The 25325-nt window shown below is 70.9% G+C and carries 27 protein-coding genes; 20 read left to right on the forward strand and 7 right to left on the reverse strand.

Going from position 1 to position 25325, the window contains the following annotated elements:
- Positions 1 to 140 precede the first annotated feature (140 nt).
- From ACIBVP_RS23600 to ACIBVP_RS23645, 10 genes are all read left to right on the forward strand, one after another.
- Positions 141 to 590, forward strand: a complete 450-nt coding sequence (locus tag ACIBVP_RS23600; protein WP_396108414.1) for a hypothetical protein — start codon at positions 141 to 143, stop codon at positions 588 to 590.
- Positions 591 to 736: 146 nt separating this feature from the next.
- On the forward strand, positions 737 to 1096 hold the full coding sequence (locus ACIBVP_RS23605; RefSeq protein WP_396108415.1) for a PE domain-containing protein: 360 nt from the start codon (positions 737 to 739) through the stop codon (positions 1094 to 1096).
- A 26-nt stretch (positions 1097 to 1122) separates the two neighbouring features.
- A complete protein-coding gene (locus tag ACIBVP_RS23610) occupies positions 1123 to 1632 on the forward strand; it encodes a DUF3558 domain-containing protein (RefSeq protein WP_396108585.1) in 510 nt (169 codons plus the stop codon).
- A complete protein-coding gene (locus ACIBVP_RS23615; RefSeq protein ID WP_396108416.1) occupies positions 1632 to 2864 on the forward strand; it encodes a PPE domain-containing protein in 1233 nt (410 codons plus the stop codon). Before ACIBVP_RS23610 ends, ACIBVP_RS23615 begins: the two co-directional genes overlap by 1 nt.
- Positions 2857 to 3633, forward strand: coding sequence for an ESX secretion-associated protein EspG (locus ACIBVP_RS23620; protein WP_396108417.1), 777 nt, complete (start codon positions 2857 to 2859; stop codon positions 3631 to 3633). The genes ACIBVP_RS23615 and ACIBVP_RS23620 overlap by 8 nt, the downstream gene beginning before the upstream one ends.
- A gap of 11 nt (positions 3634 to 3644) precedes the next feature.
- Positions 3645 to 4133, forward strand: a complete 489-nt coding sequence (locus ACIBVP_RS23625; RefSeq protein WP_396108418.1) for a YbaB/EbfC family nucleoid-associated protein — start codon at positions 3645 to 3647, stop codon at positions 4131 to 4133.
- A gap of 10 nt (positions 4134 to 4143) precedes the next feature.
- Positions 4144 to 4461: a hypothetical protein gene (locus tag ACIBVP_RS23630; RefSeq protein WP_396108419.1), complete on the forward strand. Its 318-nt coding sequence runs from the start codon at positions 4144 to 4146 to the stop codon at positions 4459 to 4461.
- On the forward strand, positions 4451 to 5530 hold the full coding sequence (locus ACIBVP_RS23635; RefSeq protein ID WP_396108420.1) for a WXG100 family type VII secretion target: 1080 nt from the start codon (positions 4451 to 4453) through the stop codon (positions 5528 to 5530). The genes ACIBVP_RS23630 and ACIBVP_RS23635 overlap by 11 nt, the downstream gene beginning before the upstream one ends.
- 100 nt (positions 5531 to 5630) lie before the next feature.
- Positions 5631 to 6008 (forward strand): hypothetical protein, encoded by a 378-nt coding sequence (locus ACIBVP_RS23640; RefSeq protein WP_396108421.1) that lies wholly within the window; start codon positions 5631 to 5633, stop codon positions 6006 to 6008.
- Between the two features lie 82 nt (positions 6009 to 6090).
- A complete protein-coding gene (locus tag ACIBVP_RS23645) occupies positions 6091 to 6390 on the forward strand; it encodes a hypothetical protein (RefSeq protein WP_396108422.1) in 300 nt (99 codons plus the stop codon).
- On the opposite strand, the gene ACIBVP_RS23650 is transcribed toward ACIBVP_RS23645, so the two are convergent.
- Complete coding sequence (locus ACIBVP_RS23650; protein WP_396108423.1) at positions 6378 to 7334, reverse strand: penicillin-insensitive murein endopeptidase; 957 nt, start codon at positions 7332 to 7334, stop codon at positions 6378 to 6380. The two genes, ACIBVP_RS23645 and ACIBVP_RS23650, sit on opposite strands and share 13 nt — an antisense overlap.
- Before the next feature lie 55 nt (positions 7335 to 7389).
- Here ACIBVP_RS23650 and ACIBVP_RS23655 point away from each other — a divergent pair, with 55 nt between their 5' ends.
- On the forward strand, positions 7390 to 7782 hold the full coding sequence (locus ACIBVP_RS23655) for a hypothetical protein (RefSeq protein WP_396108424.1): 393 nt from the start codon (positions 7390 to 7392) through the stop codon (positions 7780 to 7782).
- Here ACIBVP_RS23655 and ACIBVP_RS23660 read toward each other — a convergent pair.
- Together ACIBVP_RS23660 and ACIBVP_RS23665 are read right to left on the reverse strand one after the other, a co-directional pair.
- The gene (locus ACIBVP_RS23660) at positions 7775 to 8527 is read right to left on the reverse strand and encodes an SIR2 family NAD-dependent protein deacylase (RefSeq protein WP_396108586.1); all 753 of its coding nucleotides are present in this window, start codon (positions 8525 to 8527) and stop codon (positions 7775 to 7777) included. The genes ACIBVP_RS23655 and ACIBVP_RS23660 overlap by 8 nt on opposite strands.
- 82 nt (positions 8528 to 8609) lie before the next feature.
- Complete coding sequence (locus ACIBVP_RS23665; protein ID WP_396108425.1) at positions 8610 to 9617, reverse strand: PHP domain-containing protein; 1008 nt, start codon at positions 9615 to 9617, stop codon at positions 8610 to 8612.
- A gap of 217 nt (positions 9618 to 9834) precedes the next feature.
- Between ACIBVP_RS23665 and ACIBVP_RS23670 the strand changes: the two genes are divergently transcribed.
- Positions 9835 to 10239, forward strand: a complete 405-nt coding sequence (locus ACIBVP_RS23670; protein ID WP_396108426.1) for a DUF3040 domain-containing protein — start codon at positions 9835 to 9837, stop codon at positions 10237 to 10239.
- Positions 10240 to 10385: 146 nt separating this feature from the next.
- Positions 10386 to 11948: an aldehyde dehydrogenase family protein gene (locus ACIBVP_RS23675; protein ID WP_396108427.1), complete on the forward strand. Its 1563-nt coding sequence runs from the start codon at positions 10386 to 10388 to the stop codon at positions 11946 to 11948.
- Here ACIBVP_RS23675 and ACIBVP_RS23680 read toward each other — a convergent pair.
- Entirely contained in the window at positions 11945 to 12541 is a 597-nt protein-coding gene (locus tag ACIBVP_RS23680) for a helix-turn-helix domain-containing protein (RefSeq protein ID WP_396108428.1), read from the reverse strand. The genes ACIBVP_RS23675 and ACIBVP_RS23680 overlap by 4 nt on opposite strands.
- Between ACIBVP_RS23680 and ACIBVP_RS23685 the strand changes: the two genes are divergently transcribed.
- Complete coding sequence (locus tag ACIBVP_RS23685; RefSeq protein ID WP_396108429.1) at positions 12540 to 13064, forward strand: GNAT family N-acetyltransferase; 525 nt, start codon at positions 12540 to 12542, stop codon at positions 13062 to 13064. The two genes, ACIBVP_RS23680 and ACIBVP_RS23685, sit on opposite strands and share 2 nt — an antisense overlap.
- 162 nt (positions 13065 to 13226) lie before the next feature.
- Here the strand turns inward: ACIBVP_RS23685 and ACIBVP_RS23690 are convergent, their stop codons facing one another.
- The 3 genes from ACIBVP_RS23690 to ACIBVP_RS23700 are packed head-to-tail and all read right to left on the reverse strand — an operon-like array spanning position 13227 to position 18125.
- Positions 13227 to 15707 carry a transglutaminaseTgpA domain-containing protein gene (locus tag ACIBVP_RS23690; protein WP_396108430.1) on the reverse strand — a complete coding sequence of 827 codons (2481 nt, stop codon included), beginning with the start codon at positions 15705 to 15707 and terminating at the stop codon, positions 13227 to 13229.
- 14 nt (positions 15708 to 15721) lie between these two features.
- Positions 15722 to 16996, reverse strand: a complete 1275-nt coding sequence (locus ACIBVP_RS23695) for a DUF58 domain-containing protein (protein WP_396108431.1) — start codon at positions 16994 to 16996, stop codon at positions 15722 to 15724.
- Between the two features lie 7 nt (positions 16997 to 17003).
- Positions 17004 to 18125 carry an AAA family ATPase gene (locus ACIBVP_RS23700; RefSeq protein WP_396108432.1) on the reverse strand — a complete coding sequence of 374 codons (1122 nt, stop codon included), beginning with the start codon at positions 18123 to 18125 and terminating at the stop codon, positions 17004 to 17006.
- 478 nt (positions 18126 to 18603) lie between these two features.
- On the opposite strand from ACIBVP_RS23700, the gene mraZ reads away from it, so the two are divergent.
- From mraZ to ACIBVP_RS23730, 6 genes are all read left to right on the forward strand, one after another.
- Positions 18604 to 19035 (forward strand): division/cell wall cluster transcriptional repressor MraZ, encoded by a 432-nt coding sequence (mraZ, locus tag ACIBVP_RS23705; RefSeq protein WP_184814412.1) that lies wholly within the window; start codon positions 18604 to 18606, stop codon positions 19033 to 19035.
- A 158-nt stretch (positions 19036 to 19193) separates the two neighbouring features.
- Positions 19194 to 20156: a 16S rRNA (cytosine(1402)-N(4))-methyltransferase RsmH gene (gene rsmH, locus ACIBVP_RS23710; RefSeq protein ID WP_396108433.1), complete on the forward strand. Its 963-nt coding sequence runs from the start codon at positions 19194 to 19196 to the stop codon at positions 20154 to 20156.
- Entirely contained in the window at positions 20153 to 20704 is a 552-nt protein-coding gene (locus ACIBVP_RS23715; RefSeq protein WP_396108434.1) for a septum formation initiator, read from the forward strand. The genes rsmH and ACIBVP_RS23715 overlap by 4 nt, the downstream gene beginning before the upstream one ends.
- Before the next feature lie 55 nt (positions 20705 to 20759).
- Positions 20760 to 22820 (forward strand): peptidoglycan D,D-transpeptidase FtsI family protein, encoded by a 2061-nt coding sequence (locus tag ACIBVP_RS23720; protein ID WP_396108435.1) that lies wholly within the window; start codon positions 20760 to 20762, stop codon positions 22818 to 22820.
- A gap of 11 nt (positions 22821 to 22831) precedes the next feature.
- Positions 22832 to 23719: a haloalkane dehalogenase gene (locus ACIBVP_RS23725; RefSeq protein WP_396108436.1), complete on the forward strand. Its 888-nt coding sequence runs from the start codon at positions 22832 to 22834 to the stop codon at positions 23717 to 23719.
- A gap of 45 nt (positions 23720 to 23764) precedes the next feature.
- Complete coding sequence (locus ACIBVP_RS23730) at positions 23765 to 25324, forward strand: SWIM zinc finger domain-containing protein (protein ID WP_396108437.1); 1560 nt, start codon at positions 23765 to 23767, stop codon at positions 25322 to 25324.
- Position 25325 lies beyond the last annotated feature (1 nt).

A 25325-nucleotide genomic window follows, 5' to 3' on the forward strand; every position in this document is an offset into this window, starting at 1 on the left:
GGCGGCCTCAGGGTGTAGTGCCGCCGCCGGAACCCGCGCGCTGCCATCGCATCCCCGTCGGCGGGCGGTGGCGCCACGCGACGACCGGCGCGCGGTCGTGGCGTGGCGCCGAACCGGCCATCCACAAAGGAGCAAAAACCATGCCACTCGCGCCACCCGGAATAGCGCAGCGCTGGACGGTGGTCGGCCAGACGATCGCCCACTGGGAGTGCACGACGCTGTTCGACCTGCCCGCCGACGACCCCACGCACCTCGTCGTCCACCCGGCTGCCGTCACGGTGTACTCGCTGCGGCTCGACCGCGACGCCGTCCGGACGCTGCTCGACACGATCGCGACGGGCAACGCGTGCGCGGTGCCCGCCCGTCACGCGGTGCACGGCGAACGCCTGCTCGGCCTGCGCCCGGTCAGCCTGCCGGGCGAGCCACGGTGGCACGAGAGCCCGGCCGACTCCCCGCCGATCCACGGTCCGATGGAGCTGTACCTCCACCTTCCCGACGCACAGATCGAGATCCGTTTCCGACGCACGGCCCTGCTCGAACTCGCCGCCATCCTGGCCATGGCCACCGAGGAGATGACCGAGGCGCGCTAACGGGCTCCTCACACTGCTCGCCGAGTCGACGAAATAGCCCGTTGGAGTGAATTCTTTCACTGATCACTCAGATTGACCGACCCGCCACCGAGCGTAAGATCCCTGCGTTAACCTTTCCTGTGGTGTGAAGCAGGGGAGGAAACGCCATGCCGTTCTGGGAAGAGGGAGCCGAAGCCGCACCGCCGCCACCAGCGGCCCGGATGGTCGTCGACCCGGACAACATCGTGCGCCTGAAGCAACGCCTGGAAGGCCGCCTCGACATTCTCCGTAGCTACCACCGAGGTAAGGGCAACGCGTTGTTTACCGGGCGGGCTCCAGGGACCGATCCGTGTAGCGAGCGCAACGCGGAGGTGTTCACGGCGAACGGCGAGGCGGCTGCGGAGGCGCTGGCGGGGTTCATCGTGGCGTTGAACGAGACCATCGATCGTTTGAACGCCTCGGCGCTGGCCTATGGGCTGGTCGAGAGGGACAACACGGACAGGTTTGGTCAGGGGTTCCCCAAGTGAGGACCGCGCGGGGTTTGCTGGGTGTAGTGGTCTTGGCCGCTGCGGCGACTGGATGTACTCAGACGTCGGTGGGGCAGCCGCGGCCGGTCGAGTCGTCGTCGCCGAGCCGCCCGCGTGATGTCGATCTGACCGGCAAGGACCCGTGCGCCTTGGTGCCGGAGGCAGACCTGTCTGCGTTCGACATCGACAAAACAGGTAAGCCAGATCGAAACAAGGACTTCGACAGTCCGGAGTGCTACTACAGCGGGAATGATCACGGGTACTGGGTGACGCTCGTGACGAACAACGGGATCTACGTGTGGCTGGACGGGACGTACAACGCCGAGGTTGATGAGGATGACCCTGTGGAGGGCTTCGCTGCGTTCACGGTGGCTGCGGATGTCCCCCAGAATCGCTGCGATGTTGTGGTGGACGTTGCGGATGGTCAGTACCTGATGACGACGGTGCTGCCCGATCTGCCCGAGGTCGCGTTCTCGGAGAGTTGTGAGCTGGCGCATGAGTTGGCGGAGTCGGCCGTGAGCGGGCTGGGGGAGTGATGACGTTCATCGGGTGGTCTCATGGGGAGAACTGGGCGTCCTACTCGCACGAACGTCTCTACGCCATGGTGCGGACGGACGCCGACATCGCCGCCGCCGCGGCGACCGAGGCGGAGATGGTCACGTTCCGTGCCCTGATGGAGGAATCCGTCGACGACGTCGAACAGGCACTGGCCGAGGCGGGCGTGAGCTGGGAGGGGCTTGCCGCTGAGTCGATGAACGCCGGGGTGTCGCCACTCGCCCAGTGGGCGCGCGACGCGGCCGTCGCCGCCGATTCCAGTGCTGCCAGTGCCCGCGATGTCGGCAACGCGTTCAGCAGCACCTCCTACGGAATGCCGGAGCCGGTGGTCACGCCGTCGAAAACCGTGACGTTCCCGCCGACGGTCGAGGACCTGATCGCCGCGCAACAGGACCAGGACGCCGCCGAGCGGGAAGCGCAGAACGCCAAGCGGCACGCCGTCGAGTTGATGGAGACGTACTCGACCAACTCGGCCGCCGCCCAGAACAGCGTGGGCGCCTTCGTCCCGCCGCAGAGCGTCACCGTCGGCCCGCCGGAACCGGAGCCAGACGTGATCAGTGTCGAGGACGACCCGGTCAGGAAACCAGCCGACGGCGGTTACCCCGGCCAGTCCGGTGACAGCGGTGACGTGGGCTACCGGGGCGGTCCGGTTTCCGGCGACGGCGGGCCGGTCAGCGGAGGCGACACGGCAGGCCGGGAAACCACGCCGGGTGCGGCGGCGCCACCACCAGGCGGCACCGACCCCGCACGTGTCACCACACCACCGAACCGTTTCCCGTCAGTCAACGCTCCGGTCACCTCGCCCGTTACCGGTGGGTCGCCGGTGACGGCGTTCGGTCCATTGCCTTTCGGCGAGCCGGGCGGGCGTGGCACTGACCGGGGCGTCGGCGGTGGTCGTGGTTCGGGCGGTGCGCCAGGCGGTGGCAGCGGGAGCACCGGGCGTGGCCCTGTCGGTGGCGCCGCGCCAGGACGTGGCGGCGCGGTCGGCGCCGGACCGCTGGCCGGTGACCCGGTAGCTGCCCGCGGCGGCACGGCTGCCGGCCCCCGCCCCGGTGCAGGGATGGGCGGGTTCGGTCCCATGGGTGCGGGCCGCCGCGACGACGAGGACAAGGAACGCACCTCGCCCGAGTACCTGCGTGACTTCCGCGACGACTTCTGGGACACCTCCCCGCCCGTGGCCCCGCCGGTCATCGGCGACGAAGAAGATGACTGACGATCCCGTGGGCAGAGCGGTCACGTTGTCGTTGCTGGAGTACGACATCTTGTGGGAGCACCTCCGGCTCGGGTCCTTCCCGCCGATCCTCGACATCGACTCGCACGGCGCCACCATCGCCGAGCGGGAAGAACTGCGGGCCACGGCATGGGCCTCGCTCGCGGCGAAGGGTCTCGGCAGTCCGCGGGCACCCGACGAGCGGGTGACCGGACTGCTGAACCGGGTCGCCCGGCCGGAGTGGGAACTCGACGCCCGGCTGCACCTGACCTCGGGTCCGCGCACGTCCGCGTTGTTTGCCTGGCACCACCGCTGGGCGACCGTCGCCGTGCTCGACGGTCGCGGACTGACACTCGACGCGGTGCGCGCCGACCAGGTCGCGCCCACAGCCGTGTCGCTGCTGCCGCTCCACCCGCCAGGCACCGGCCGCTCGGTCACGCTTCCCGCCGCCGTCCTCGACAAGGCAGCGAGGGCCAGGGACCTGGCCCGTTCCCTGGCGGCCCACGGACTCGGCAAGGACGAGGCACGCAAGATCGTCGACGCCTGGCGCGACATCGTCCACTTCGGACAGTTCGGTGCCGCGCGCACACCCGCGGGCGCCGCCCGCGCCCGGGCACCGCACGTCGTCAGCGTCTACGACGGCGCACAGCGGTACCTGTTCACCAGGAAACGGGACTGGGTGACCCTCACGCCCGGCACGGACGCGGCGCTCACCCGCCAGCTCGACGACATGCTGAGCGCGCTGTCCGCAGAGACGAAGGCACGACAGTGACGAGGAACGACATGGATCCGGAACAGTTGATCGCCGGTCTCGAACAGGACATCGAGAAGGTGCGGCGGCAAGCGAATGCGGTCCAGGACGGCTTGGGTGCCGTCCGGGTGACCGAGCGGAGCGACGACGGCCAGATCGCGGTGACCGTCAACGCGACCGGCAACGTGGTCGAACTGCGGCTGGGCGACGGCCCCCGCGCCAAACAGGGACAGGAACTGGCGCAGGAGATCCTCCACACGATGCGGCGCGCACAGTCCCGTCTCGCTGACGCGGTCCACGACCGGCTGGCGGACACGGCACCCGAGGCAACCCTCGCCGCGATGGACGACCAGTACCGCACCACCTATCCGCGACCGCGCGACGAGCCGAAGGAACGGAAGCGGAGCACGTTGCGCATCGGCGCCGAGGAGGACCTGTCGGCGGCCCGACCGCGGCCGTCCCGCCCTGGTCAGCGGCCGGACGAGGCCCCTGACTTCGGTGACCGCAACCTGCTGCGCTGAGGAGCCGACGATGAACGACAAGAACAGCTCGGCGATCGATCTCAGCGAGCTGACCGCCCACCACACCAAGCTCCAGCACGTCCGCGACCGCGTGAACACCGCCGTCGGCGCGGGAAGCCAGCCGATCCGGGCCATGGCGTTCGGGCTGTTCGCCGCCAGGTACGGCGTGGACTGCGACGAGGTGCGCGCGGAATGTGAGACGACGTTGCGGGACGCGCTGGACGCGACCGACGACCACATCGAGGGGGTCCGCGTCTGGCGTGACGACGTGGACATGACCGAGCAGGAGGCGGTCACGATGTTCGAGGAGCTGACCCGTGACGAGTGACAACCGCATCGTCCAGGACGCCGAGCGCGGCGCCGCCGGCCCGTCGCCGCTCGAAGGCGCGGGGATGGCACAGGACCTGTTCGACGCCCAGGCCAAGATCCTCAGCGGCGACTGGACCGAGGGCCTGTTCAACCTGGGAAGCGGGCTGCTCGACGCCAGCCGGTTCCGCAACGAGGACCCGCTGGCGGTCTTGCTCAGCATGGGGTTCGGCTGGCTCATCGAGTACGTCGGCTGGCTCCGCGAACCACTCGACTGGCTGGCGGGCGAACAGCAGGAACTCGACGTCGTCGCGGGCACGTGGACCGGGATCAGCGACGAGATGAACCAGGCCGCCGACGATCTGGAGAGCGCGTACAAGACCGACGCACAGGGCTGGCGCGGCTCGGCCGCCGACACGTACCGCTCGTTCTGCACGAGCCGGGTGGAGCTGTACCGGGGCGTCGCGGCGGGCGCGTCCGCGATGTCCGGGCTGATCACCATCGGCAAGGTCGTGGTCGCGGTCGTCCGCTCGATCATCCGCAACCTCGTCGCCGACTTCGCGGGCAAGCTCGTCAGCCTGATGTTGCGCTTCCCGCCACCGACGACCGCGGCCGCCATTCCCGAGGCGGTCAAGTCGGCGACCGGCTTCTGGCCGACGGTCCGCGAATGGCTGGACAAGCTCAAGCGGGTGCTTGGCAGGGGCGGCGAGATGGCTGACAACCTGCGCAAGCACCTCATGAAAGCGGCCAAGAACCTGAAGGACACCCACAAGCACGCGGCGAGGGTGATGCGGCAGGGACGGAAGCTGGGAGATGGCCTGCTTCGGCAGGGGGCCGAGTACGCCCGGCACACGTACTACGGCGTGAAGCGTGAGGCAGTCAACGGGCTGGGCGCATGGGCGGGTCATGTCGCCGCCAGTGGCATGGGCGAGAAGCTGATCGTCGAGTCCACGAAGGAAGCGGGCAAGTACGTGACCGGCCAGGTCGACAAGGCTCTCGATCCCGAGACTCGAACAGAGGCACCCGCGCGGCAGGAGAGCTACCTCAACGACGGGCCAGGGCCGCACCGGGTGTCAGGAGAGCTGTCGTGACCCGTTCGTCCAGCAGTACGCCAACGCTGGGGGGCACCGGAAGACGGAACGGACGCGGCTGGTTCACCCCCATCGAGAACACGAAGGGAGACGGTCGCTGATGGAGTGGGTTGGGGCGGTCGGGTTTGGCCTGGTGCTGCTCGTCATCATCGCGCTTGCCACGTCAAGAAGGAAGGTGGGATCGCTCAAAGATCCCAACACGCGGCTCACGACCGCGGAGCTGTCCGAGTCGCAGCGTCTTCTGTGGCAACAGGCCGAGCACGCGATCGCCGCGTACAAGCACGCGCGCGGCGCCGAGGTCGAACCGGCACGGGCACGCGTGCTCCGCGTCGCCGACGACGCGGAGGTCTGGGTGGGGGTCGTCGAGGGCAAGGGTGCGTCCGAGCGGCAGGTGCTCATGGCGCGGCTCGCGGCAGAGGAGATCCGGGAGTTCGTGAACGACGCGCTCACCCGTCATCCCGAAGAGCAACAGAACTGATGGGCTGGTTCTCCCGCAGCAAGGAAAAGCCCGTCTACGACACACCGACGTTGGGGAGACGCCGAGTTCGCGGGTCGAGCGCATGGTCGCGCTCACCTCCGCCGAGATCTGGGGGTTCGCCGAGCCCTTCCTCGTCGCACACGTGCCGACCACTGCCGACGACATGACCGTCCTGCGCCGGAGTCTGTGGGATCGTGCCCACGCGGGGCGCGCGAACCTCGTCGAGGCGCGTGGCGACCAAGCGGCCCGGGACCGCCTGCGGGCGTTGGCGGATCAGGTCGACGCGGGTGTCGACGCGATGGGCGGCGGAACCGAGGACGACCGGCAGACTGCCGGGGAGTTGCGGTGGTTCGTGAACCTGGCGATCGGTCAGCAGGTGTAGAGGCTGTTCGGGTGGACGCGTTCGCAGTAGCGGACGTGCAGGTGGTTGTCGTGGTTGGCGTACTGCGTCGTGAGGCCTTCGCTGATCAGGACCGGGTCGTTGAAGAAGATCAGGCGCACGTGGCCGGGTGCCGCCGCGCGGATGGCCTCCACCAGCGCACGGGTGGCGGCGCGGTCGTAGGTCGACGACTGCCACGTGATCCGGCTCCCGGTGCACTGGGCGTTGTCCGTGCGGATCGGCCACAGGTCCACGTCCAGGCCGACCTGGTGGCTGGCGTGGCCGGGGATGGCCCCGCCGTGTTCGAAACCCGCGTCTCCCAACGGGATCTGGCCCTGGCCGGTCGCGGCGAAGGTGCGGGCGGCCCGTTCGAGCTGTGCGACCGCGGCGGCCGTGGCCCAGTTCGCGGTGCCGTTGCCGTCCGGGTCCTTGTCGCAGAATCCCGCCGCCATGTCGGGATAGCCGTAGTGCCACACCAGGTTCCGCCACGTCGTCGGGCCGACCACGCCGTCGACGCCGATGCCCGCGTGGGACTGGAAGTCGCGGACCGCGGTGGTGACCGCCGCGTCGAAGACGCCGTTCACCGGCAGCGACAGCCTGCGTTTCTCGTTCAGTTCGACCTGCAGTGCGCGCACCGCGGGGCCGCTCGCGCCCTGGCGGATCTGCGGCACCAGCGCCGCCCACGTGACCGGGCCGACGATGCCGTCCACAGCGAGGCCCCTCGCGGACTGGAACGCGCGGATCGCCGTGGTCGTGGCGGGGCCGAGGACGCCGTCGGCCGTGACCGTGTGGCCGTGGTGGGTCAGCAGGTGCTGGATCGCGAGCACGTCCACGCCGCGGTTGCCGGAGCTCTGCGTGTGGAAGAAGGCGTTGGCATAGGCGTGGGCCGGGACGCCGGAACAGAACACGGCGAGCGCGGCGAACAGGGTGACGAGGACTCGACGCACAGTCACAAACTGTAACGAGTTCTCGTCAATGTTCCACGAGGTAACATTCCCAGTTATGGTGCCCGTCGGCAACCTGGTCCTGCTGGTGGTCGTGGTGATCGCCCCGACGCTGCTGTTCTGGGTGCTGCTGCGGGTGCCGAAGACCGTCGACGCCGTCGGCGCCTACCTGCGCAGGCGCCGCCACGGACCGGAACCCGCCCGTCCGCCCGTCGAACGGCTCGCCGCCGACCTGCGCCGCGTGCACCGGACTCTCGCCGACTTCCCGCCCGGCACGCCGGCCGTCCGCCGCCGCGCCGCCCGGGACGCCTACGACGCGCTGCTCGTCCAGGCTTGCGCGGCACTCGACGTGCCCCACCGGCTCGACACCGTGGGCGAGGGGATGGACCGCGAGGTCGAACGGCTCCGCGTCGAGGAAGCCCTGCGGTCGGCCGGAATCCGCGTCACCTGATCAGCGCGGGCAGCACCTCGCCGAGCGGGTCGCGGAGCACGATGGTCGCCAGGTCGTCGTACGGGGTCTCCGACGCGTTGCAGATCACGACGGTCGTGCCCGCCTGTGCCGCGAGACCCACGAGCCCGGCCGCCGGCTGCACGGACAGCGAGCTGCCGACGGCGAGCATCAGGTCGCTCGACAGCACGGCGTCCCGGGCCGCCATGAGCACGTCGGTGTCGAGCGGCTGACCGAACGAGATCGTCGCCGACTTGAGGATGCCGCCGCACACGCGGCACGACGGGTCCGCCGTGCCCTCCGCGACACGTTCGAGTGCCTCGGCCATCGGCCGGCGCTCGTTGCACTGCAGGCACACGGTTTCGCGCATCGAGCCGTGCAGCTCCAGCACCGACGTCGAACCGGCGCGCTGGTGCAGCCCGTCGATGTTCTGCGTCACCACCGACACCAGCCGCCCGGCCTTCTCCAGCTTCACCAGCGCCCGGTGTGCGTCGTTCGGTTCCGCCCGCCACACCGGGTGGGCGAGCCGCGCCTGCCACGACGCGCGGCGCACCTCGGGGTCCTCGACGTAGGCCTGGAAGCTCGACAGGCGCTCGGCCTTCGGATCCTTCGTCCACAACCCGTTGGGGCCGCGGAAGTCCGGGATCCCCGAGTCGGTGGAGACACCGGCGCCGGACAGCACGGTGATCCGCGCCGCCGCCGACACCACCGCGACGCCGTCGCCCAGTTCGTCCGGCTCCCTCACCAGCTGCCTCCTCTGCCACCGCCCCTGCCGGATTACCTCCCCGAGTATCCGCTCGCCGGGCGAGTCGACGAACCCGCGGCGCGTGTCAGCGACCGGCCGTCCACTCCAGCAGGCGTTCCGCGGGCCACGTGTTGATCACCCGATCGGGTGAAATTCCGCATTCCTCGGCTCGTTCGCAGCCGTACGGCAGCCAGTCCAGCTGGCCCGGCGCGTGCGCGTCGCTGTCGATCGAGAACACGCAGCCGATCTCGTGGGCGAGGCTCAGCAGCCGCCGCGGCGGGTCGAGCCGGTCCGGGCGGGAGTTGATCTCCACTGCGACGCCGTTGACCTGGCACGACGCGAACACGGCCGCGGCGTCGAACTCCGACTCCGGCCGCTGCCTGCCCTTCACCCGCCTGCCTGTGCAGTGGCCGAGGATGTCCAGGTGCGGGTTGGCGATCGCGGCCAGCATGCGGTCGGTCATCTCGTCGTGGGGCATCCGCAGCTTCGAGTGCACGCTGCCGACCACGACGTCCAGGCGGGCCAGCAGCTCCGGCAGCTGGTCGAGGGCGCCGTCGTCGAGGATGTCGACCTCGATGCCGGTCAGGATGCGGAACGGCGCCAGCTCCACGTTGAGCGCCGCCACCACGTCCAACTGCTCACGCAACCGATCGGCGCTCAAGCCGTTCGCGACCGTGAGTCGAGGGGAGTGGTCCGTCAGGACCATCCAGTCATGCCCCAGAAGGATGGCGGCTTCCGCCATTTCCCTGATCGGGCTACCGCCGTCCGACCAGTCCGAGTGGGTGTGGCAGTCACCTCTCAGCTCGGCGCGCATGGCCTCGCCGCCCGCCACCGGCGCCAGCCCGCCCGCGAGGAGTCGCTGCAGGTAGGTGGGTGCTTCACCCCGTGCGGCCTCGGTGATGACGGCCGCCGTGGTCCTGCCGATGGAGGGCAGCGCGGTCAACGTCCCCGCACGCAGGCGCTCGGCCAGTTCGCCGTCGGGCAGCCCGGCGACCACGGCGGCGGCCCGCCGGAACGCCTGCACCTTGTGGGTCGGCTCGGCGGCGCGCTCCAGCAGGAACGCGATCTGGCGCAGCGCTGTGGCCGGTTCCACTCAACCCACCCGGGCGGGGCCGTCGGCGCTCGTGACAGACTCGGGAGTGGCCGGGTTTTGCTGATGCATACGACCATGATTCCGGATCGGGTAGTCGCGGAGCCTCGCGGCTCGTATCCTGGAGGTGACGTCCCCACCGTGGGGCGCCCGCCGGGTCCGGCGGCCAAAGACCCGTGATCGCCCGGCGCTCGCGACCGCTGTGCCGGAGGAGGAACGAATGCCACTCTCCGAGCACGAGCAGCGACTGCTCGACCAGATTGAGCGTGCGCTTTACGCCGAGGATCCCAAGTTCGCATCCAGCGTGCGGGGCGCGCGGCTGCGTCGCCCGTCACGGCGTCGACGCCTGCAGGGCATCGCGCTGTTCGTGCTGGGTGTCGCGCTCCTGGTCCTCGGAGTCATCCTGCCGCTGAAGCCTGGCGGTGTCCCGGTAGTCAGCCTGCTCGGCTTCCTGGTCATGTTCTTCGGTGCGCTGCTCACGCTCTCCGCCATGCGAAATGGTGCCGGGGAGAGCGAGGAGGGCGCCGAAGGCGGTGGTGGCGGAGGTGCGCCGAAGGCGCGCCGAAGCTCATTCTCGCAACGTATGGAGGACCGCTTCCGTAAGCGGTTCGAAGACGGACCGTAACCGAAAAATGTCCGGATCGTCGGGTGTTCACCGTGACACCCGGCGACCTTTTCGTGCGTGACCTCCGACGCACCTTCGATGACTTCTCGAAGCCTGCCAGTCACCATCGGCCAAGGGGCTCGTCGTCTCAGCGATGGAGGTAGGCCGTGGCTTTGCGCATCCCGGAGCACGCACAGTGGTCGCGACTGGCGGAACGGGTCGCCCAGGTGGCGCCCGACGGGTTCGCCGGTGACCGGCTGAGGAACCTGTACGAGGGACGCTGGCAGGACGGTGGCGAGCGATCACCGATGGTCTCGCCGGTCGACCAGTCCACGATCGGGCAGCTGTCCAAGATCGACGAGCCGGTCGCGCTGAAGGCGGTCGCGGCCTCGCACCAGCAGCACCGCGACTGGGCCGAGGTGCCGCTCGCCGAGCGCAAGGCACGGGTGACCGCCGCCGTCGACGCGATGACCGACGCTCGCGACGACCTGGCGCTGCTGCTCGCGTGGGAGATCGGCAAGCCGTGGAAGCTCGCGTGCGCCGATGTCGACCGCGCACTCGACGGCGTCCGCTGGTACCTGGAGAACGTCGACGCCATGCTCGCCACCGACGCGCACGGCCGTCCGTTCGAGCGGACCCCGCTGCCCGGCCCGGTGTCGAACATCGCGAGCTGGAACTACCCGATGTCGGTGCTGGTGCACGCCGAGCTGGTGCAGCTGCTCGCGGGCAACGCGGTGGTCGCGAAGACCCCGACGCAGGGCGGCGCGGTGTGCCTCACCGTCGCGCACGCGCTCATGAACGACGCGGGTCTGCCGGTCACGCTGCTCTCCGGTGACGGCTCGAAGCTGTCCGGCGCGCTGGTGCGGTCGATGGAGATCGGCGCGCTCGCGTTCGTCGGCGGCCGCGACAACGGCGGTAAGGTCGCCGCGCAGCTCGTCGACACCGGCAAGCGGCACATGCTCGAGCAGGAAGGCCTCAACTGCTGGGGCATCTGGGAGTTCTCCGACTGGGACGGCCTCGCCGCGCACCTGAAGAAGGGCTTCGAGTACGCCAAGCAGCGGTGCACCGCCTACCCGAGGTTCGTGGTGCAGCGCGACCTGGTCGACTCGTTCCTGGCGACGTACCTGCCGGTGGTGCAGTCGATCAAGTTCGGCCACCCGCTCGCGGTCGACGAGTCCGGTGACCTGCCCGTGCTCGACTTCGGCCCGATGATCTCCGCCACCAAGGCGCGGGACCTCGCGAAGCGGGTCGACGAGGCGCTGCACCACGGCGCCGTGCCGCTCTACCGGGGTTCGCTCGACCAGGGCAGGTTCCTGCCAGGTCAGGACACGTCCGCGTACGTCGCGCCGACCACGCTGCTCGCCCCGCCCGGCGCGGCGCGGCTCATGCACGAGGAGCCGTTCGGCCCGGTCGACACCATCGTCGTGGTGGACACGAAGGCGGAGCTGCTGGCGCAGATGAACGCGTCCAACGGCGCGCTCGTCGCGACCATCGCCTGCGACGACGAGGAGCTGGCCGGCGAGCTGGCCGAGCACGTGCAGGCGTTCAAGGTCGGCGTGAACAAGCCCCGTTCCCGTGGCGACCGCGAGGAGCCGTTCGGCGGCCGCGGCGGTTCGTGGAAGGGCGCGTTCGTCGGCGGCGAGCACCTGGTGCACGCGGTCACGCAGGGCCCGGCCGACGAGCTGCTGTACGGCAACTTCCCCGACTACAACCGCTATCCGGCGGTCTAGCGCCTGCCCAGCACCACGAGGTACCGGCACGGCGCGTCGCTCCTGTTGACGTACGCGCAGGGTTGTGGCGCGCCGAGCTGGAGGCAGTCGCCGGGGCCGAGGTGGTGCTCGACGTCACCCTCGCGGAAGACCAGGTGTCCGGCGAGGACCCAGATCTGGTGGTGCGCCAGCGCGTACGACTCGGCGGGCTGGGCGACCTCGGCTCCGGCGGACAGCTCGACCTCGACCAGTTCGAGCGGCCCGCCGGCCACGGGGGAGACCGCGCGCCGGACGTAGCCGGTCTCCGGGTCGGTCCACGTCGGCTGGTCGTCCTTCCTGGCCAGCCGTTTCCGGTCCTGCTCGGCACGTGCGACCAGCTCCGACAGCGTCATGCCGAGCGCGGCGGCGAGGCGCGACAGCAGCACGGCGGTCGGCTGGGTCTCGCCCCGCTCGATCTTGCTGATCATGGCCCGGGAGACGCCGGAGCGGTCGGCCAGCGCGCCGCCGGACAGGCCCCGTGACTGGCGGGCCTCCTGCAGTGTGGTGGCTATCGCAGTGCTGAGGTCGGTCACGGCATTCACGATAGTGGACGCTTTGTCTACTATCGTCGACATGTTCGTGAGGGACGCTGCCGCGGCCGGGGATGCCGCGGCGTGCGCGGCGATCTACGCGCCGTACGTACGGGACACGGTGATCACGTTCGAGCTGGACCCGCCGTCGGAGGCGGAGATGGCGGCGCGGATCGAGCGGGCCCGCGAGACCCACGTGTGGCTCGTCGCCGAGGACGAGGGCCGCGTCGTCGGGTACGCGTACGGGGGCGAGTACAAGTCACGCGCGGCGTACCGGTTCTCGTGCGAGGTCAGCGTGTACGTGGCACAGGACCACCACCGCGGCGGCGTGGGCCGCGCCCTCTACACGGAGCTGTTCGAGCGCCTGGCGGCGCGCGGCTACCACATGGCGGTGGCAGGCATGACGCAACCGAACGAGCCCAGCGCCGCCCTCCACAAGAAGATGGGCTTCGAACCGATCGGCACGTACCGCCGCATCGGCTGGAAACACGACAACTGGCACGACGTCACGTGGACCCAACGCCCCCTGTCCACCACCACCCCCCGCGAGTCGCGCCCCCAGACATAGCGAGTCGCGTTCCCACGCACACTGAGTTGTCGGTTTCGTGCACATCGAGGTCCGTGCCGCGGACCAAGATCGGCACGAAACATACAACTCGCTATGCCTGGGAACGCGACTCGCTATGTTCGGGAGCGCGACTCGCGGTGTCTGGGGGCGCGACTCGCGGGGTTAGCGGCGGAGGACTGAGCGGGGGAGGAGTTTGGCTCGCCAGTTCAGGGGGGAGCCGCGGCGGATGCCTTCCACCAGGTTGTCGAAGGCGGGGGCCAGGTTCGGGTCGGGTTGGGGGTGGCCGCCGTACCAGTTGCGTTCCACCTCGCCCACCACCGTGCGCAGTGCGCGGCGGCCCGTGTCGTCGAGGGAGTGTTCGCGGGCCATGCGGCGCGCGGCCGTACGCACGGTCTCCGTGCTGCTGACCTCGATGCCCCGGTCCCGTGACTCCGCGATCAGCTCCTGCCACGCCGACGTGGCCGCGTCCGGGCTGCTCGTGTGGATGTTGTGCCGGTGTGCCAGCCGCCTGCGTTCCCGGACGACGCCGGGCGCCGCCGCGATCAGCAGGACCACCACGAGGATCGCCAGCCACCACGACACCAGCGCGGCCACGAACACCAGCGCCAGCGCCCACGCCCCGATCGCCGGTGGCAGCAACATGCGACGCCGCCTCGGCATCCCGCGGGCAGCGGGCACGAGCGCGGTCAGCACCACCGCGGCCAGCAGGATCACCGCGATCGCCACCCACATCCACAGCGAGGTCGACTGCTCCTGCTGGCCCTGGCCGCCCGCGCCGGCCTCGGTCGTCTCCTCGTCCTCCGGCGTACCGGTCGGCGCGCTCGGCGCGGTCGGCGCCGCGGACGTCTGGCTCGGGTTCTCGGGGTCGTCCTCCGGACCGGAGATGCCGGTGTCCGAGACGTAGGGCGGGCTGTAGGTCGTCCCGTCGGACAGCGGGGTCGGGTCGAAGGTCACCCACCCCGACGACGGGAAGAACACCTCCACCCACGCGTGCGCGTTCTGCGTGGTGATCGTCCGGTAGCCGCCGTTCGCGTAGCCGCCGGTGTACCCCATGGCCACCCGGGACGGGATCTGTGCCGCCCGCAACAGGATCGCCATGGCCGACGCGTACTGCTCGCAGTACCCCCGCTTGCTGCGGAACAGGAAGTCCTCGAGCGCGCTCTCGTCCGCACCGGTCGCGGTCTCGGTGTCGTACTGGAAGCCGTTGGTGGTGGCGAAGTAGTTCTTGATCGCCTTGACCTTCTCGTACGTCGACGGCTTGCCCGCGGTGAGCCGCTGCGCGAGCTCGACCACCGGCTGCGGCAGCCCGTCGGCGCGCAGGTAGATCGACGGGATCTGGCCGGACGCGGTGAACAACCCGTCGGCCGCCAGGTCGGCCGCGGTCGGCGGCTCGAGGACGGCTTCCTCGATGTACGTCGGCAGTTCGCGGCGGGACTCGCCGTAGACCATGCCGCTTTCGGCGTCGTAGCGCATGTCGTCGGGCAGACCCGAAAGCCCGACCGGGACACCGGCCACCACCGCCCAGTAGTCCCGCGAGTGGACCGGCTCGATCTGGATCTCGCTGATGTCGTCCTGGTCCGGCGCGCTCACACCCTCGGGGAGCGGCAGCCGCCCGGCCGCCTCGACCCCCCTCGGCAACTCCCGTTCGTTGTCGGGCTCCCAGCCGCCGTCGCGCTTGTACACCGGCAGTGTCATCGCACGCAGGTAAGGGGCGCCGCCTTCGGCTTCCATACCGGTGACCCGGAACAGCTCGACGTTGCCCTCCTGGTCGAGCATGCCGCGCAGCGACGTGAACGGGTTCAGGCCGAGGCCACCCTCGCCGCCGCCGTTCCTGCCGCCGGGCAGCTGGCCGACGGTGCCGATCCACGTGATGGTGCCGCCCGCGACCAACGCGATCGCGACCGCACCCGCCACCAGCGCGGCGGGCCCACCGAGCCCGCCGTTGGTGCCCTGGACGGTCGGCCGGTTGCGCCACAGCTGGTGCCGGTGCGCGCCGTCGACCGCGAGCAACGCCGCGAACGACAGCGCCCCCAGCACGAACGCCCACCACGGCAGCATGTCGTCGGCGAGCGAGGCGGGTACCGCGTACACGCACAGCAGCACCAGCCCGCTCGCGGCCGGCGTCCCCGCGGACACGGCGAGCGTGTCGACGAGCACCGCCACCAGGCCGATCGCGATCACCACGAGGCACAGCACGGCCTGCGTCGCGGGCACCGGCGGCACCCCGGTCCGCACCACCTCGACAGACGTCTGGAGCACGTTGCCCAGTTCGGCGAGCGCGTCCGGGCCGGGCAGGATCCCGAGCACGCCCTCGTCGGTGAACAACGCCACGAGCAGGCAGAGCAGCGCGAACATCTGCGCGAGACCGACCAGCAGGACCGGTGTCCGCGCGGCCCGCAACCCGAGCCCCACCGCGGTCACCACCGTGACCGCGACACCCGAGTAGCCCCACCAGCGGAGACCCTCGATGACGCCGGACAGCGCGAGCGACGCGCAGAGCACGGTGACGGCGGCGACCACCGGCGTGACGGTCATCGACCACTGCGCCGAGTTCAGCTCGCCACCGGACGGCGGCGGCGCGTCGGGTCTCGGCGCGCCCGACGGCGGCCGTGCCGGGGTTGCCGGTGGGGTCGTTACTGCCACGCTCGTGCCACTCCCTATCCCGTGATCACCGTGTCGGCGCGGGTGCCGTGCGTGCGGCACAGCGTCGCCCACGTCGCGGCCATCGGCGTGTTCGGCCGTGCCACGGTGACCCCCCAGCCCGCGCCGCGCAGCAGCGCGGTCGCGCCTTCGATGTCGGAACCCGCGTCGCCCTCGTCCGGCGCCGCCCACGCCGAGGTGTCCAGCAGCACGGCGAGGCTGCGGGTGCCGCGCGACCGGTGCCCGATCAGCTGCGACAGCGACTCGGGTGTGGTCGCGCCGAGAACGGCGATCAGCTCCTGCCCGCCCGCGGGGTCGCCCGCGCTGTCCATGCTGGTCGTCGGCGTGGCCTGTAGCGCGGCCAGCGCGTCGAGCACGGCGTGGTCGTTGTGGGTGCCGTCGCCGTGGTCGCGCACGATCAGACCACCGGACTCGGTGACGAGCTTGATCCGCTGCCCGTAGCGGTGCAGGTGCAGGCAGACGCTGGCCGCGAACGACACGGCCCACTCGAGGCTCGAGTTCGCGCCGGTGCCGCGGTGCGCGGACGCGCGGTGGTCGAGCAACACGGTCGTACCGCCACGCCACGGCCGTTCCTCGACGCGCACCATCATCTCGTCGCGCTTCGCGGTCGACCGCCAGTGCACCTTCCGCAGGTCGTCGCCCTGCCGGTACGGGCGCACGATCGCGTCGTCCTCGCCTTGGCCCGCGTTGAGCCGGACCGACCCGTCGTCGCCGGAGCCGAGCCCGGACCCGCCGGGCACGCCGACGAGCTTCACCACGCGCGGCACGACGATCAGCCGTGACGTGTGCGCCAGTTCCCGTTCGAACTCGGCCAGCCCGAACGGGTCGGTGATCGTCGCCTTCAAAGGGCCGAGCGCCTGGACGCCGCGCAGCATCGGCTGCACGTGGTAGCGCAGCCGGGTGCCGGTGTGCCTCGGCAGGTGCTCGATGACGAACCTCGGCTTGCCGCCGAGCGAGTACGGCACGCCGTCGGACACGAGCAGCCCGCCGGTCGGCAGCCTGCCGGTGGACGTGATGTGCAGCGTCACCTCGGCCCGCCCGCCGACCGGCGTGCGGATCGGGTTGATCTGCCGCTGCGCGTGCAGGCCGACCCGCGCCACCGCGGTCAGCAGGCACACGAGGATCGGCAGTGCCACCACGAACACGGAGACCCGCAGCAGGTCCCGCTCGTTCAGCACGACGGAACACAGCGCCGCCGCGAGCCCGGCCGCGAGCAGGCAGCGCCCGCGCGTGGTCAGGCCCGAGAGCGCACCTCTGAGCGGCCGCGCCACCGGTCGGCTACCTGTCCCCGCGTGCGGCCCACTTGCCGCCGGACTGCGGCGCTGCCGGTGGCCCCGACTGCGGCACCGGCACCCGCTGCACGAGGGCGCGGATCAGCTCGGCGGGGGAGCGGCGGCCAGCCTGGGCCTCCGGGGTGAGCACGAGCCGGTGCGCGAGCACGGGCACGGCGACGGCGTGGAGGTCGTCGGGGACCACGAAGTCACGGCCGGACAGCGCGGCCTGCGCACGGGCCGCGCGCACGAGGTGCAGCGTCGACCGCGGAGAGGCGCCGATCCGGATCTCCGGCAGCCGGCGGGTCGCGGACACCAGCTCGACGGCGTAGCGGCGGATGTCGGGGGAGAGCTTGACCGCGCGCACCGTCTCGACCAGGTGCTTAACCTGGTCGGCGTGCGACACCGGCTGCAGGTCGGCGAGCGGGTTGTGGCCCGAGTGCTCGTCCACCATCGCGAGCTCGGCGGCCGGATCGGGGTAGCCGATCGACACGCGCGCGGTGAACCGGTCGCGCTGCGCCTCGGGCAGCGCGTAGGTGCCTTCCATCTCGATCGGGTTCTGGGTCGCGATGACCATGAACGGCGACTCGAGGTGGTAGGTGTTGGCGTCGACGGTGACCTGCTCCTCCTCCATGCACTCGAGCAGCGCCGACTGCGTCTTCGGGGAGGCGCGGTTGATCTCGTCGCCGACCACGATGTTCGCGAACACCGGGCCGGGCCGGAACTCGAACTCGTTGGTCTGCCGGTTGAAGATCGAGACGCCGGTGACGTCGGAGGGCAGCAGGTCGGGGGTGAACTGGATGCGGCTCACCGTGCAGTCGATGGACCTGGCCAGCGCCTTGGCGAGCGACGTCTTGCCGACACCGGGCACGTCCTCGACGAGGAGGTGCCCCTCGGCGAGCAGTGTCACGAGCGCGATGCGCACGACCTCCGGCTTGCCGACGAGGACCCGCTCGACGTTCGCGGCGATCCGTTGTGCGGCGGCGCCCAGCTCGTCCAGCGGCGCGACCTGGCGGTACTGGGTGTGCTGCTGTTGCGTGCTCTGGTCGCCGTTGTGGGCGTAGGGGTCGCCGCCGTGTGCCGCGTAGGGATTACCGGGCAGCGCCGATGGCGGGGTACTCGACGTCACGCGACCTCCTGAGAACTTCGTAGGCTCGACAGAGCCTGCTACGAAGTGTGTCAAACCTCCGAGAAGTACCCCAACCCTCCGGCACGGCCGGGGGCACGGGTGTGTCCCTCTATCTTTACGCCTTTCGGCCCGGGTGTGTTCCGGTCGGCCGAATTGCCGGTGAGCGGGGTCCTCCACTTCTCCCCACAGGGCTTCCCCACAACACCCCACGCCGAACCCGCGAGCCCCTGAAACGGTCCGTTCGGCCGCTTCTCCGGGCACCGCCGGTGGCGCGTGCGGCACCCGGATGGGGGAGTCCCGCCACCGCCCCCCACCGTTCCCCCCACGCATTGACCTGGGCAAATGCCGGGGCCCGCGCGGCAGTTTCCCGTCATTCGACGTTGACTGTGGTGAAAAGTGGGGTACGGTGGCGGCAAGTGGGGCGGAAGGGGGCCCCATGGCTGGTCCGGATGGACCGGTAGGGGAGGTGCGGACCCTGATGTTCCTCGGTACGCACACCCCGAAGCTGGATGACAAGGGGCGGCTCACGCTGCCTGCCAAGTTCCGGGACGCCCTCGCGGGCGGGCTGATGGTGACAAAGGGTCAGGACCACTGTCTCTACGTCTTCCCGCGAGCGGAGTTCGAGGAGATGGCACGCAAAGTGGCTGCCGCTCCCTTGACGAACGAGGCGGTTCGCGCCTACCAGCGGTACCTGTTCGCCGGCACGGATGAGCAGCGGCCCGATGGCCAGGGGCGGATCGCGATCGCACCGGAGCTCCGCCGCTACGCGGGGCTGACCAAGGAGTGCGTGGTCATCGGTGCGATCACCCGCCTGGAGATCTGGGACGCGCAAGCGTGGCAGACCTACCTGGACGAGCACGAGGACGACTACTCCCAGGCACGGGAGGAGGTCCTGCCCGGCGTGTTCTGACGGGAGCGGTAATCACGGGCATGGGCGCGGGTGCCGCGAGGCCTCCGTTCCGCTCGCCTTCGACCCTGGCACACCTTCCCCGGCGCCAGGTTCGACGAGCGGGCGGGGACCTGGCGGCACCCGTTTGGATATTCGGCGGGAGAGGGGGTGTGTTCGGCATGGGCTCGACCGCGCACATTCCTGTTCTCCTCGAACGCGTCCTCGAGTTGTTCGCACCGGCAATCGACACGCCCGGCGCGGTTCTCGTCGACACCACCCTCGGCCTCGGCGGCCATTCCGACGCGCTCCTCGACGCGCACCCCGAGCTGACCCTGGTCGGTCTGGACCGGGACCCGAACGCGCTCGACCGCTCCCGTGAGCGGCTCGCCCGCCACGGTGACCGGGTGCACCTCGTGCACGCGGTCTACGACGAGCTGCCGGAGGTGCTGTCCCGCCTCGGGATCGCGCCGAAGGGCGGCGTCGCGGGCGTGCTCATGGACCTCGGTGTGTCGTCGATGCAGCTGGACGTCGCGGAGCGCGGCTTCGCGTACGCCAAGGACGCACCGCTCGACATGCGGATGGACCCGACCGCGGAGCTGACCGCGGCCGAGGTGCTGAACACCTACCCGCCCGGTGACCTGGTGCGGATCCTGCGCGACTACGGCGAGGAACGGTTCGCGAAGCGGATCGTCGACCGGATCGTGCGTGCGCGGGCCACCGCGCCGTTCACCACCAGCGGGCCGCTGGTCGAGCTGCTGTACGAGGCGGTGCCGGCGGCGTCGCGGCGCACGGGCGGGCATCCGGCCAAGCGGACGTTCCAGGCGTTGCGCATCGAGGTCAACGGCGAGCTGGACGCGTTGCGCGCCGCCGTGCCCGCCGCGTTGCGTGCGCTGCGGGTGGGTGGCCGGATCGTCGTGGAGTCCTACCAGTCGCTGGAGGACCGGATCGTCAAGCAGGCGCTCGCCGAGCTGGCGAAGTCCCGCACGCCGGAGGGCGTGCCGGTCGAGCTGCCGGGGCACGGGCCGCAGCTGCGGCTGCTGACCCGGGGTGCCGAGCAGGCGGACGAGCAGGAGATCGAACACAACCCGCGTGCGGCCTCGGTCCGGTTGCGTGCGGCCGAGCGGATTCTGGAGGCGGCATGACCATCCAGGCAGAGCCGACTCGTACCCGGAGCACGGAGACGGCGGAGCCCGCGCCCACGCGGACTCCCGGGCGCACCAGGTCCGCGGCGGCGCAACGGGCTTACGCACGACGAGCGCAGCGCGAGGGCAGGCCGGTCCAGCGCGTGGTGGAGGAGGACCTCGACCACGGCGCGGGCCGGGTGCCGTTCGCGGTGCTGATCATCGTGCTGCTCGTGGTGGGCGTCGCGGCCACGCTGTGGCTGTCAACGCAGGCGATCGCGGACTCCTACCGCCTCGACGAGGCCAAGAAGAACGTGGAGCGGCTGTCCGAGCGGGCCGCCGTGCTGCAGCGCGAGGTGACGGAGAAGGAGTCGGCCGCGTCGCTGGCCGAGCGCGCGAAGGCGATGGGCATGGTCCCGGCCGGCGACCCGGCGCGGCTCGTGGTGAAGCCCGACGGCACGGTGGTCCTCGTCGGTGACCCGAAGCCGGTGGAGAAGCCGGTGGAGAAACCCAAGCCGCCCGCCACCCAGACCTCGCCGCCGGCCAACCAGCGAGGTGCGGGCGGATGAGCGTCACGACGGCAACTGCCGATGGGGTCCTTCGGTCCGCTGGAGGCGGTGGCTGATGCCGGGGCAGCCCAGGGCACGGCGTCCCGGCGGGCCGGTCCGGCGGCCGGTGCAGCGCGTCGCCGCGTCCGGTGTGCCCGTGCGGAGCGGTCTGCCGGGCCGTGGCGCGCCCCGTGGCGTGCCGCCGCGTGCCGCGACGCACGGCTCCGGTCGCCGGCCGCCGCCCCGCACGGTGCCGACGGGGCCGCGGCGGCTGGTCCGTGCGAAGCGCAAGCCGCCGAACCACCACGTCCGGGTCGTCGTCGTGCGCTTCCTGCTGATCGCGGCGCTGGTCGCGGCCGGGCTGAAGCTCGTGCAGGTGCAGGGGTTCGAGGCCGAGGCGCTCGCCGCGAAGGCCGAGCGGCAGCGGATGACGGAGATCGACCTGCCCGCGCACCGCGGTTCGATCCTGGACCGCAACGGCATGGCGCTGGCGTTCAGCGTCGAGTCGCGGTCGCTCGCGTTCCAGCCGAGGGCGCAGCGCAAGGAGATCGACACCTTCAACAAGAACATCAAGGACGGCAAGGCCAAGGGTGAGCCGCTGAACTTCGACACCGAGACCCAGGAGATGGCGCGGTTCATGGCCACGAAGCTGGGCGGCAAGGTGTCGGAGGGCGACCTGCTCGACAAGCTCCGCAAGGACGCCAACTTCGTCTACCTGGTGCACAACGTCGAGCCCGGGGTGGCGCGGCAGATCCAGGACGAGTACCCGTCGGTGATCTCCGAGTACCGCGCGGAGCGCGAGTACCCGGGCAAGACGACCGCGGCCAACATCATCGGCGTCGCCAACTGGCGCATGGACGACAAGGACGTCAAGAAGCACGACCTGCACGGCCTGGCGGGCCTGGAGCTGCTGCGGGACTACGAGCTGGCAGGCAAGCCCGGCCGCCAGGAGGTGGCCACCGAGGAAGGTGACGACGGCGTCATCATCCCGGGCACCGAGCGGGACCTGCGGCCCGCGGTCGACGGTTCGGACCTCGTGCTGACCATCGACGCCGATCTGCAGTACTTCCTGCAGCAGGCGCTCGCGGCCTACGTCGCCAAGGCGCAGGCGCGCGGCGGCAGCGCGGTGATCATGGATGCGAAGACCGGCGAGGTCTACGCGCTCGCCAACGACAAGACGTTCGATCCGAGCAGCAACGGCTGGGACATCGAGGAGATGGGCAACCCGGCGATCAGCAACCCGTACGAGCCGGGCTCGGTGAACAAGGTCGTGACCGCGTTGTGCGCGGTCGACCAGAACATCACCTCGCCGTTGGACGTGCACCAGGTGCCGGGCCGCATCCAGGTCGCCGACCGCACCGTCCGCGACGCGTGGTCCCACGGCACGCAACCGTTCACCACGACGGGGATCTTCGCGAAGTCGTCGAACGTCGGCACGCTGATGCTCGCGCAGGAGTGCGGGCAGGACAAGTTCTCCCAGATGCTGAAGAAGCTCGGCCTCGGCGCCCGTACGGGTGTGGGTCTGGCGGGCGAGAGCGCCGGCCGCGTGCCGCCGCGTAACCAGTGGTCCGGGTCGACGTTCGGCAACCTGCCGATCGGGCAGGGCCTGTCGATGACCGTGCTGCAGATGGCGGGCATGTACCAGGCGGTCGCCAACGACGGTGTGCGCGTGCCGCCGAGGGTGGTCGCCGAGCGGGTCACGCCGGAGGGCGAGCGGATCCCGGAGCCCGAGCCGAAGCCGGTGCGGGTGGTCGACGCGAAGACCGCGAAGGTCGTGCGCGACATGTTCCGCGCGGTGGTGCAGGACGCGCCGACGCCGAACAACGGCACCGGCAAGCCCGCCGCGCTGACCGGCTACCAGATCTCCGGCAAGACCGGCACCGCGCAGCAGTTCGACAGGACGATCGGCCGGTACAGCCAGGAGAAGTACTGGATCACGTTCGCGGGCATCCTGCCCGCCGACGACCCGAGGTTCGTCGTCGGCATCATGATCGACCGGCCGAAGTACGTCGGCGGTCCGCCGGAGGGCAAGACCGCGGCGCCGCTGTTCCACGACATCGCCTCGCACCTCGCGCAGACGTACAACATCCCGCTGTCGAAGAAGCAGACGCCTTTCGTTCCGCTCATCCAGCAGTAATCATGCTGGGCATGACTCTGCGCACGGACGACGCCCGGTTCGCCGACCTGCCGGACTTCCCGTACCCCCCGTCGTACGCGACGGTCGGCGGGCTGAGGATGGCGTACGTGACGGCCGGTCCCGAGGACGGGCCGGTCGCGTTGCTGCTGCACGGGGAGCCGAGCTGGTCGTTCCTGTACCGCAAGGTGCTGCCGGTGCTGGCGGACGCGGGAATCCGCGGGGTCGCACCTGACCTGGTCGGTTTCGGGCGCTCGGACAAGCCGGGGGCCGCCGCGCACACGTACGCGGCACACGTGGAGTGGGTGCGCGCGCTCGCGTTCGACGTGCTCGACCTGCGTGACGTGACGGTCGTCGGTCAGGACTGGGGCGGGTTGATCGGGTTGCGGGTGGCCGCGGAGCACCCGGACCGGGTGGCGCGGATCGTCGCGGCGAACACGGGCCTGCCGACCGGCGAGCACGGCATGCCGGACGTGTGGTGGCAGTTCCGGCGGGCCGTGGAGAACGCGCCGTCGCTGGACATCGGCCGGTTCGTGCAGTCGGGCTGCACGACGGTGTTGTCCGACGCTGTCCGTGCCGCCTACGACGCACCGTTCCCCGACGAGTCGTACAAGGTCGGGCCGAGGGTGATGCCGGGGCTGGTGCCGGTGTCCTTGGAGGACCCGGCGGCACCGGCGAACCTGGCGGCCTGGCAGGTGCTGCGGAAGTGGGAGAAACCGTTCCTGTGCGCGTTCAGCGACGGCGACCCGATCACCGGGCCGATGGCGCCGATCCTGCGCAAGCTGATCCCGGGCGCCGCCGGACGCGAGCACCCGGTCATCGAGGGCGCCGGCCATTTCCTGCAGGAGGACGCGGGGGAGCGGCTGGGTGAGGAGATCGCCCGCTTCATGACGCGCCCATGACCTCGCGTTTCGTGAATTCTCGGTGAGGTGCGCTTTGATTGCGCAATGTGGTTCACCGAGGACGATCTTCGCGCTGTCGCGGGTGACGGGTCCTTCCGTCGTGGGCGGGAGTACGTCGATGCGGTGGGGGACCTGCAGCCGACCGCGCTCGGGGTGCGGGCGGCCGTGCGGGGCAAGGACGTCTACGAGGTGTGGCTCGGGCGGGACAACGACGCGCTGACCGGTGAGTGCGGCTGCCCGTTCGGTGTGGAGGGCAACTTCTGCAAGCACTGCGTGGCGGTGGGCCTGGTCCTGCTGGCGTCCGGCGCGTCCGCTCCGGAGGCGGACATCGAGACGTACCTGCGTTCGCTGGACCAGCGTGAACTGGTGGAACTCCTGCTGGAGCAGGCGAAGCGCGACCCGGCGCTGTACCGGCAGCTGGTGCTGCGCGCGGGCAGCACGGGGGCGCCGCAGGTGGCGGTGCTGCGTAGGCAGCTCGACAGTGCGCTGCGGGTCCGCGGCTTCGCCGACGCCGACTACGCCACCCGTGCCAAGGACGTCGTCGACACGGTGCGGGACCTCGTGGACGCCGGGCACGCCGCCGAGGCACGGCCGCTCGCCCGGCACGCGGTGGAACTGCTCGTCGCGGCGATGGGCGCGGTCGACGACCCGTCGGGTGCGATCTCGGGGGTGGCCCGGCGTGCGGTGAAGCTGTACGCGCGGGCGTGTGCCGCGGCGCGGCCGAACCCGGCGAAGCTCGCGGCGTGGCTGTTCCAGGTGCGGTCGAACTGGCCGACGTGGCCGACGATCGACATCGGCGACTTCGCGGAACCCCTCGGCGAGACCGGCATGGCCGCGTACCGCACGCTCCTGGACGAGGCGTGGCACGCCCTCGACGACGACGCGGACCACACCGTGCTGCGCGGGATGCGCGAGCAGCTGGCGAAGACGTCCGGTGACGTGGACACGCTGGTGGACGTGCTCGCCGACGACCTGCCCGCGGTGCGGTCGTACCGGGAGATCGTGTCGGTGCTGCGGCACGCGGGCAGGCTGGACGAGGCGATCAGGTGGGCCGAGCGCGGGGTGGCGGAGACCCGCGACCTGTCCCTGACGGAGCTGCTGGTCGAGTCGTACCTGGACGGCCAGCGTGGTGACGAGGCGGTGGAACTGCGGAAGGCCGACCTCCGGTCGGCACGGACCCGGGTCTGTTACGGGCGGCTGCGGCACACGGCGATCTCGGCGAAGGTGTGGTCGGGGCTGCGGTCGTGGGCGTTGGAGGTGCTGCCGCCCGAGGAGCTGGTGGGTGCGCTCGTGGACGACGGGGACGTCGAGGAGGCGTGGCTCGCGGCGGTGAAGCACGACTGCGCCGGCGTGGAGGTGGTGCGGCTGCGGGCCGAGACGCATCCCGCCGACGTGCTCGGGGCGTACCGGACGCTGGTGTCGGAGTGCCTCGGGCGGGGTGGGCGGGACGCGTACCGGGAGGCGTGCGTGCTGCTGAAGGAGATGGCGGCCTGTGCCGAGCGGTGCGGGGAGTCGGTCGCGAGTTTCGTGGCCTCGCTGCGGTTGGCGCATGCTCGTCGGCCCGCGCTGCTGGACGAGTTGCGCCGGGCGGGGTTTTCGAGCTGAT

This window comes from Actinophytocola sp. NPDC049390 (assembly GCF_044466355.1).
Classification (GTDB): domain Bacteria; phylum Actinomycetota; class Actinomycetes; order Mycobacteriales; family Pseudonocardiaceae; genus Actinophytocola.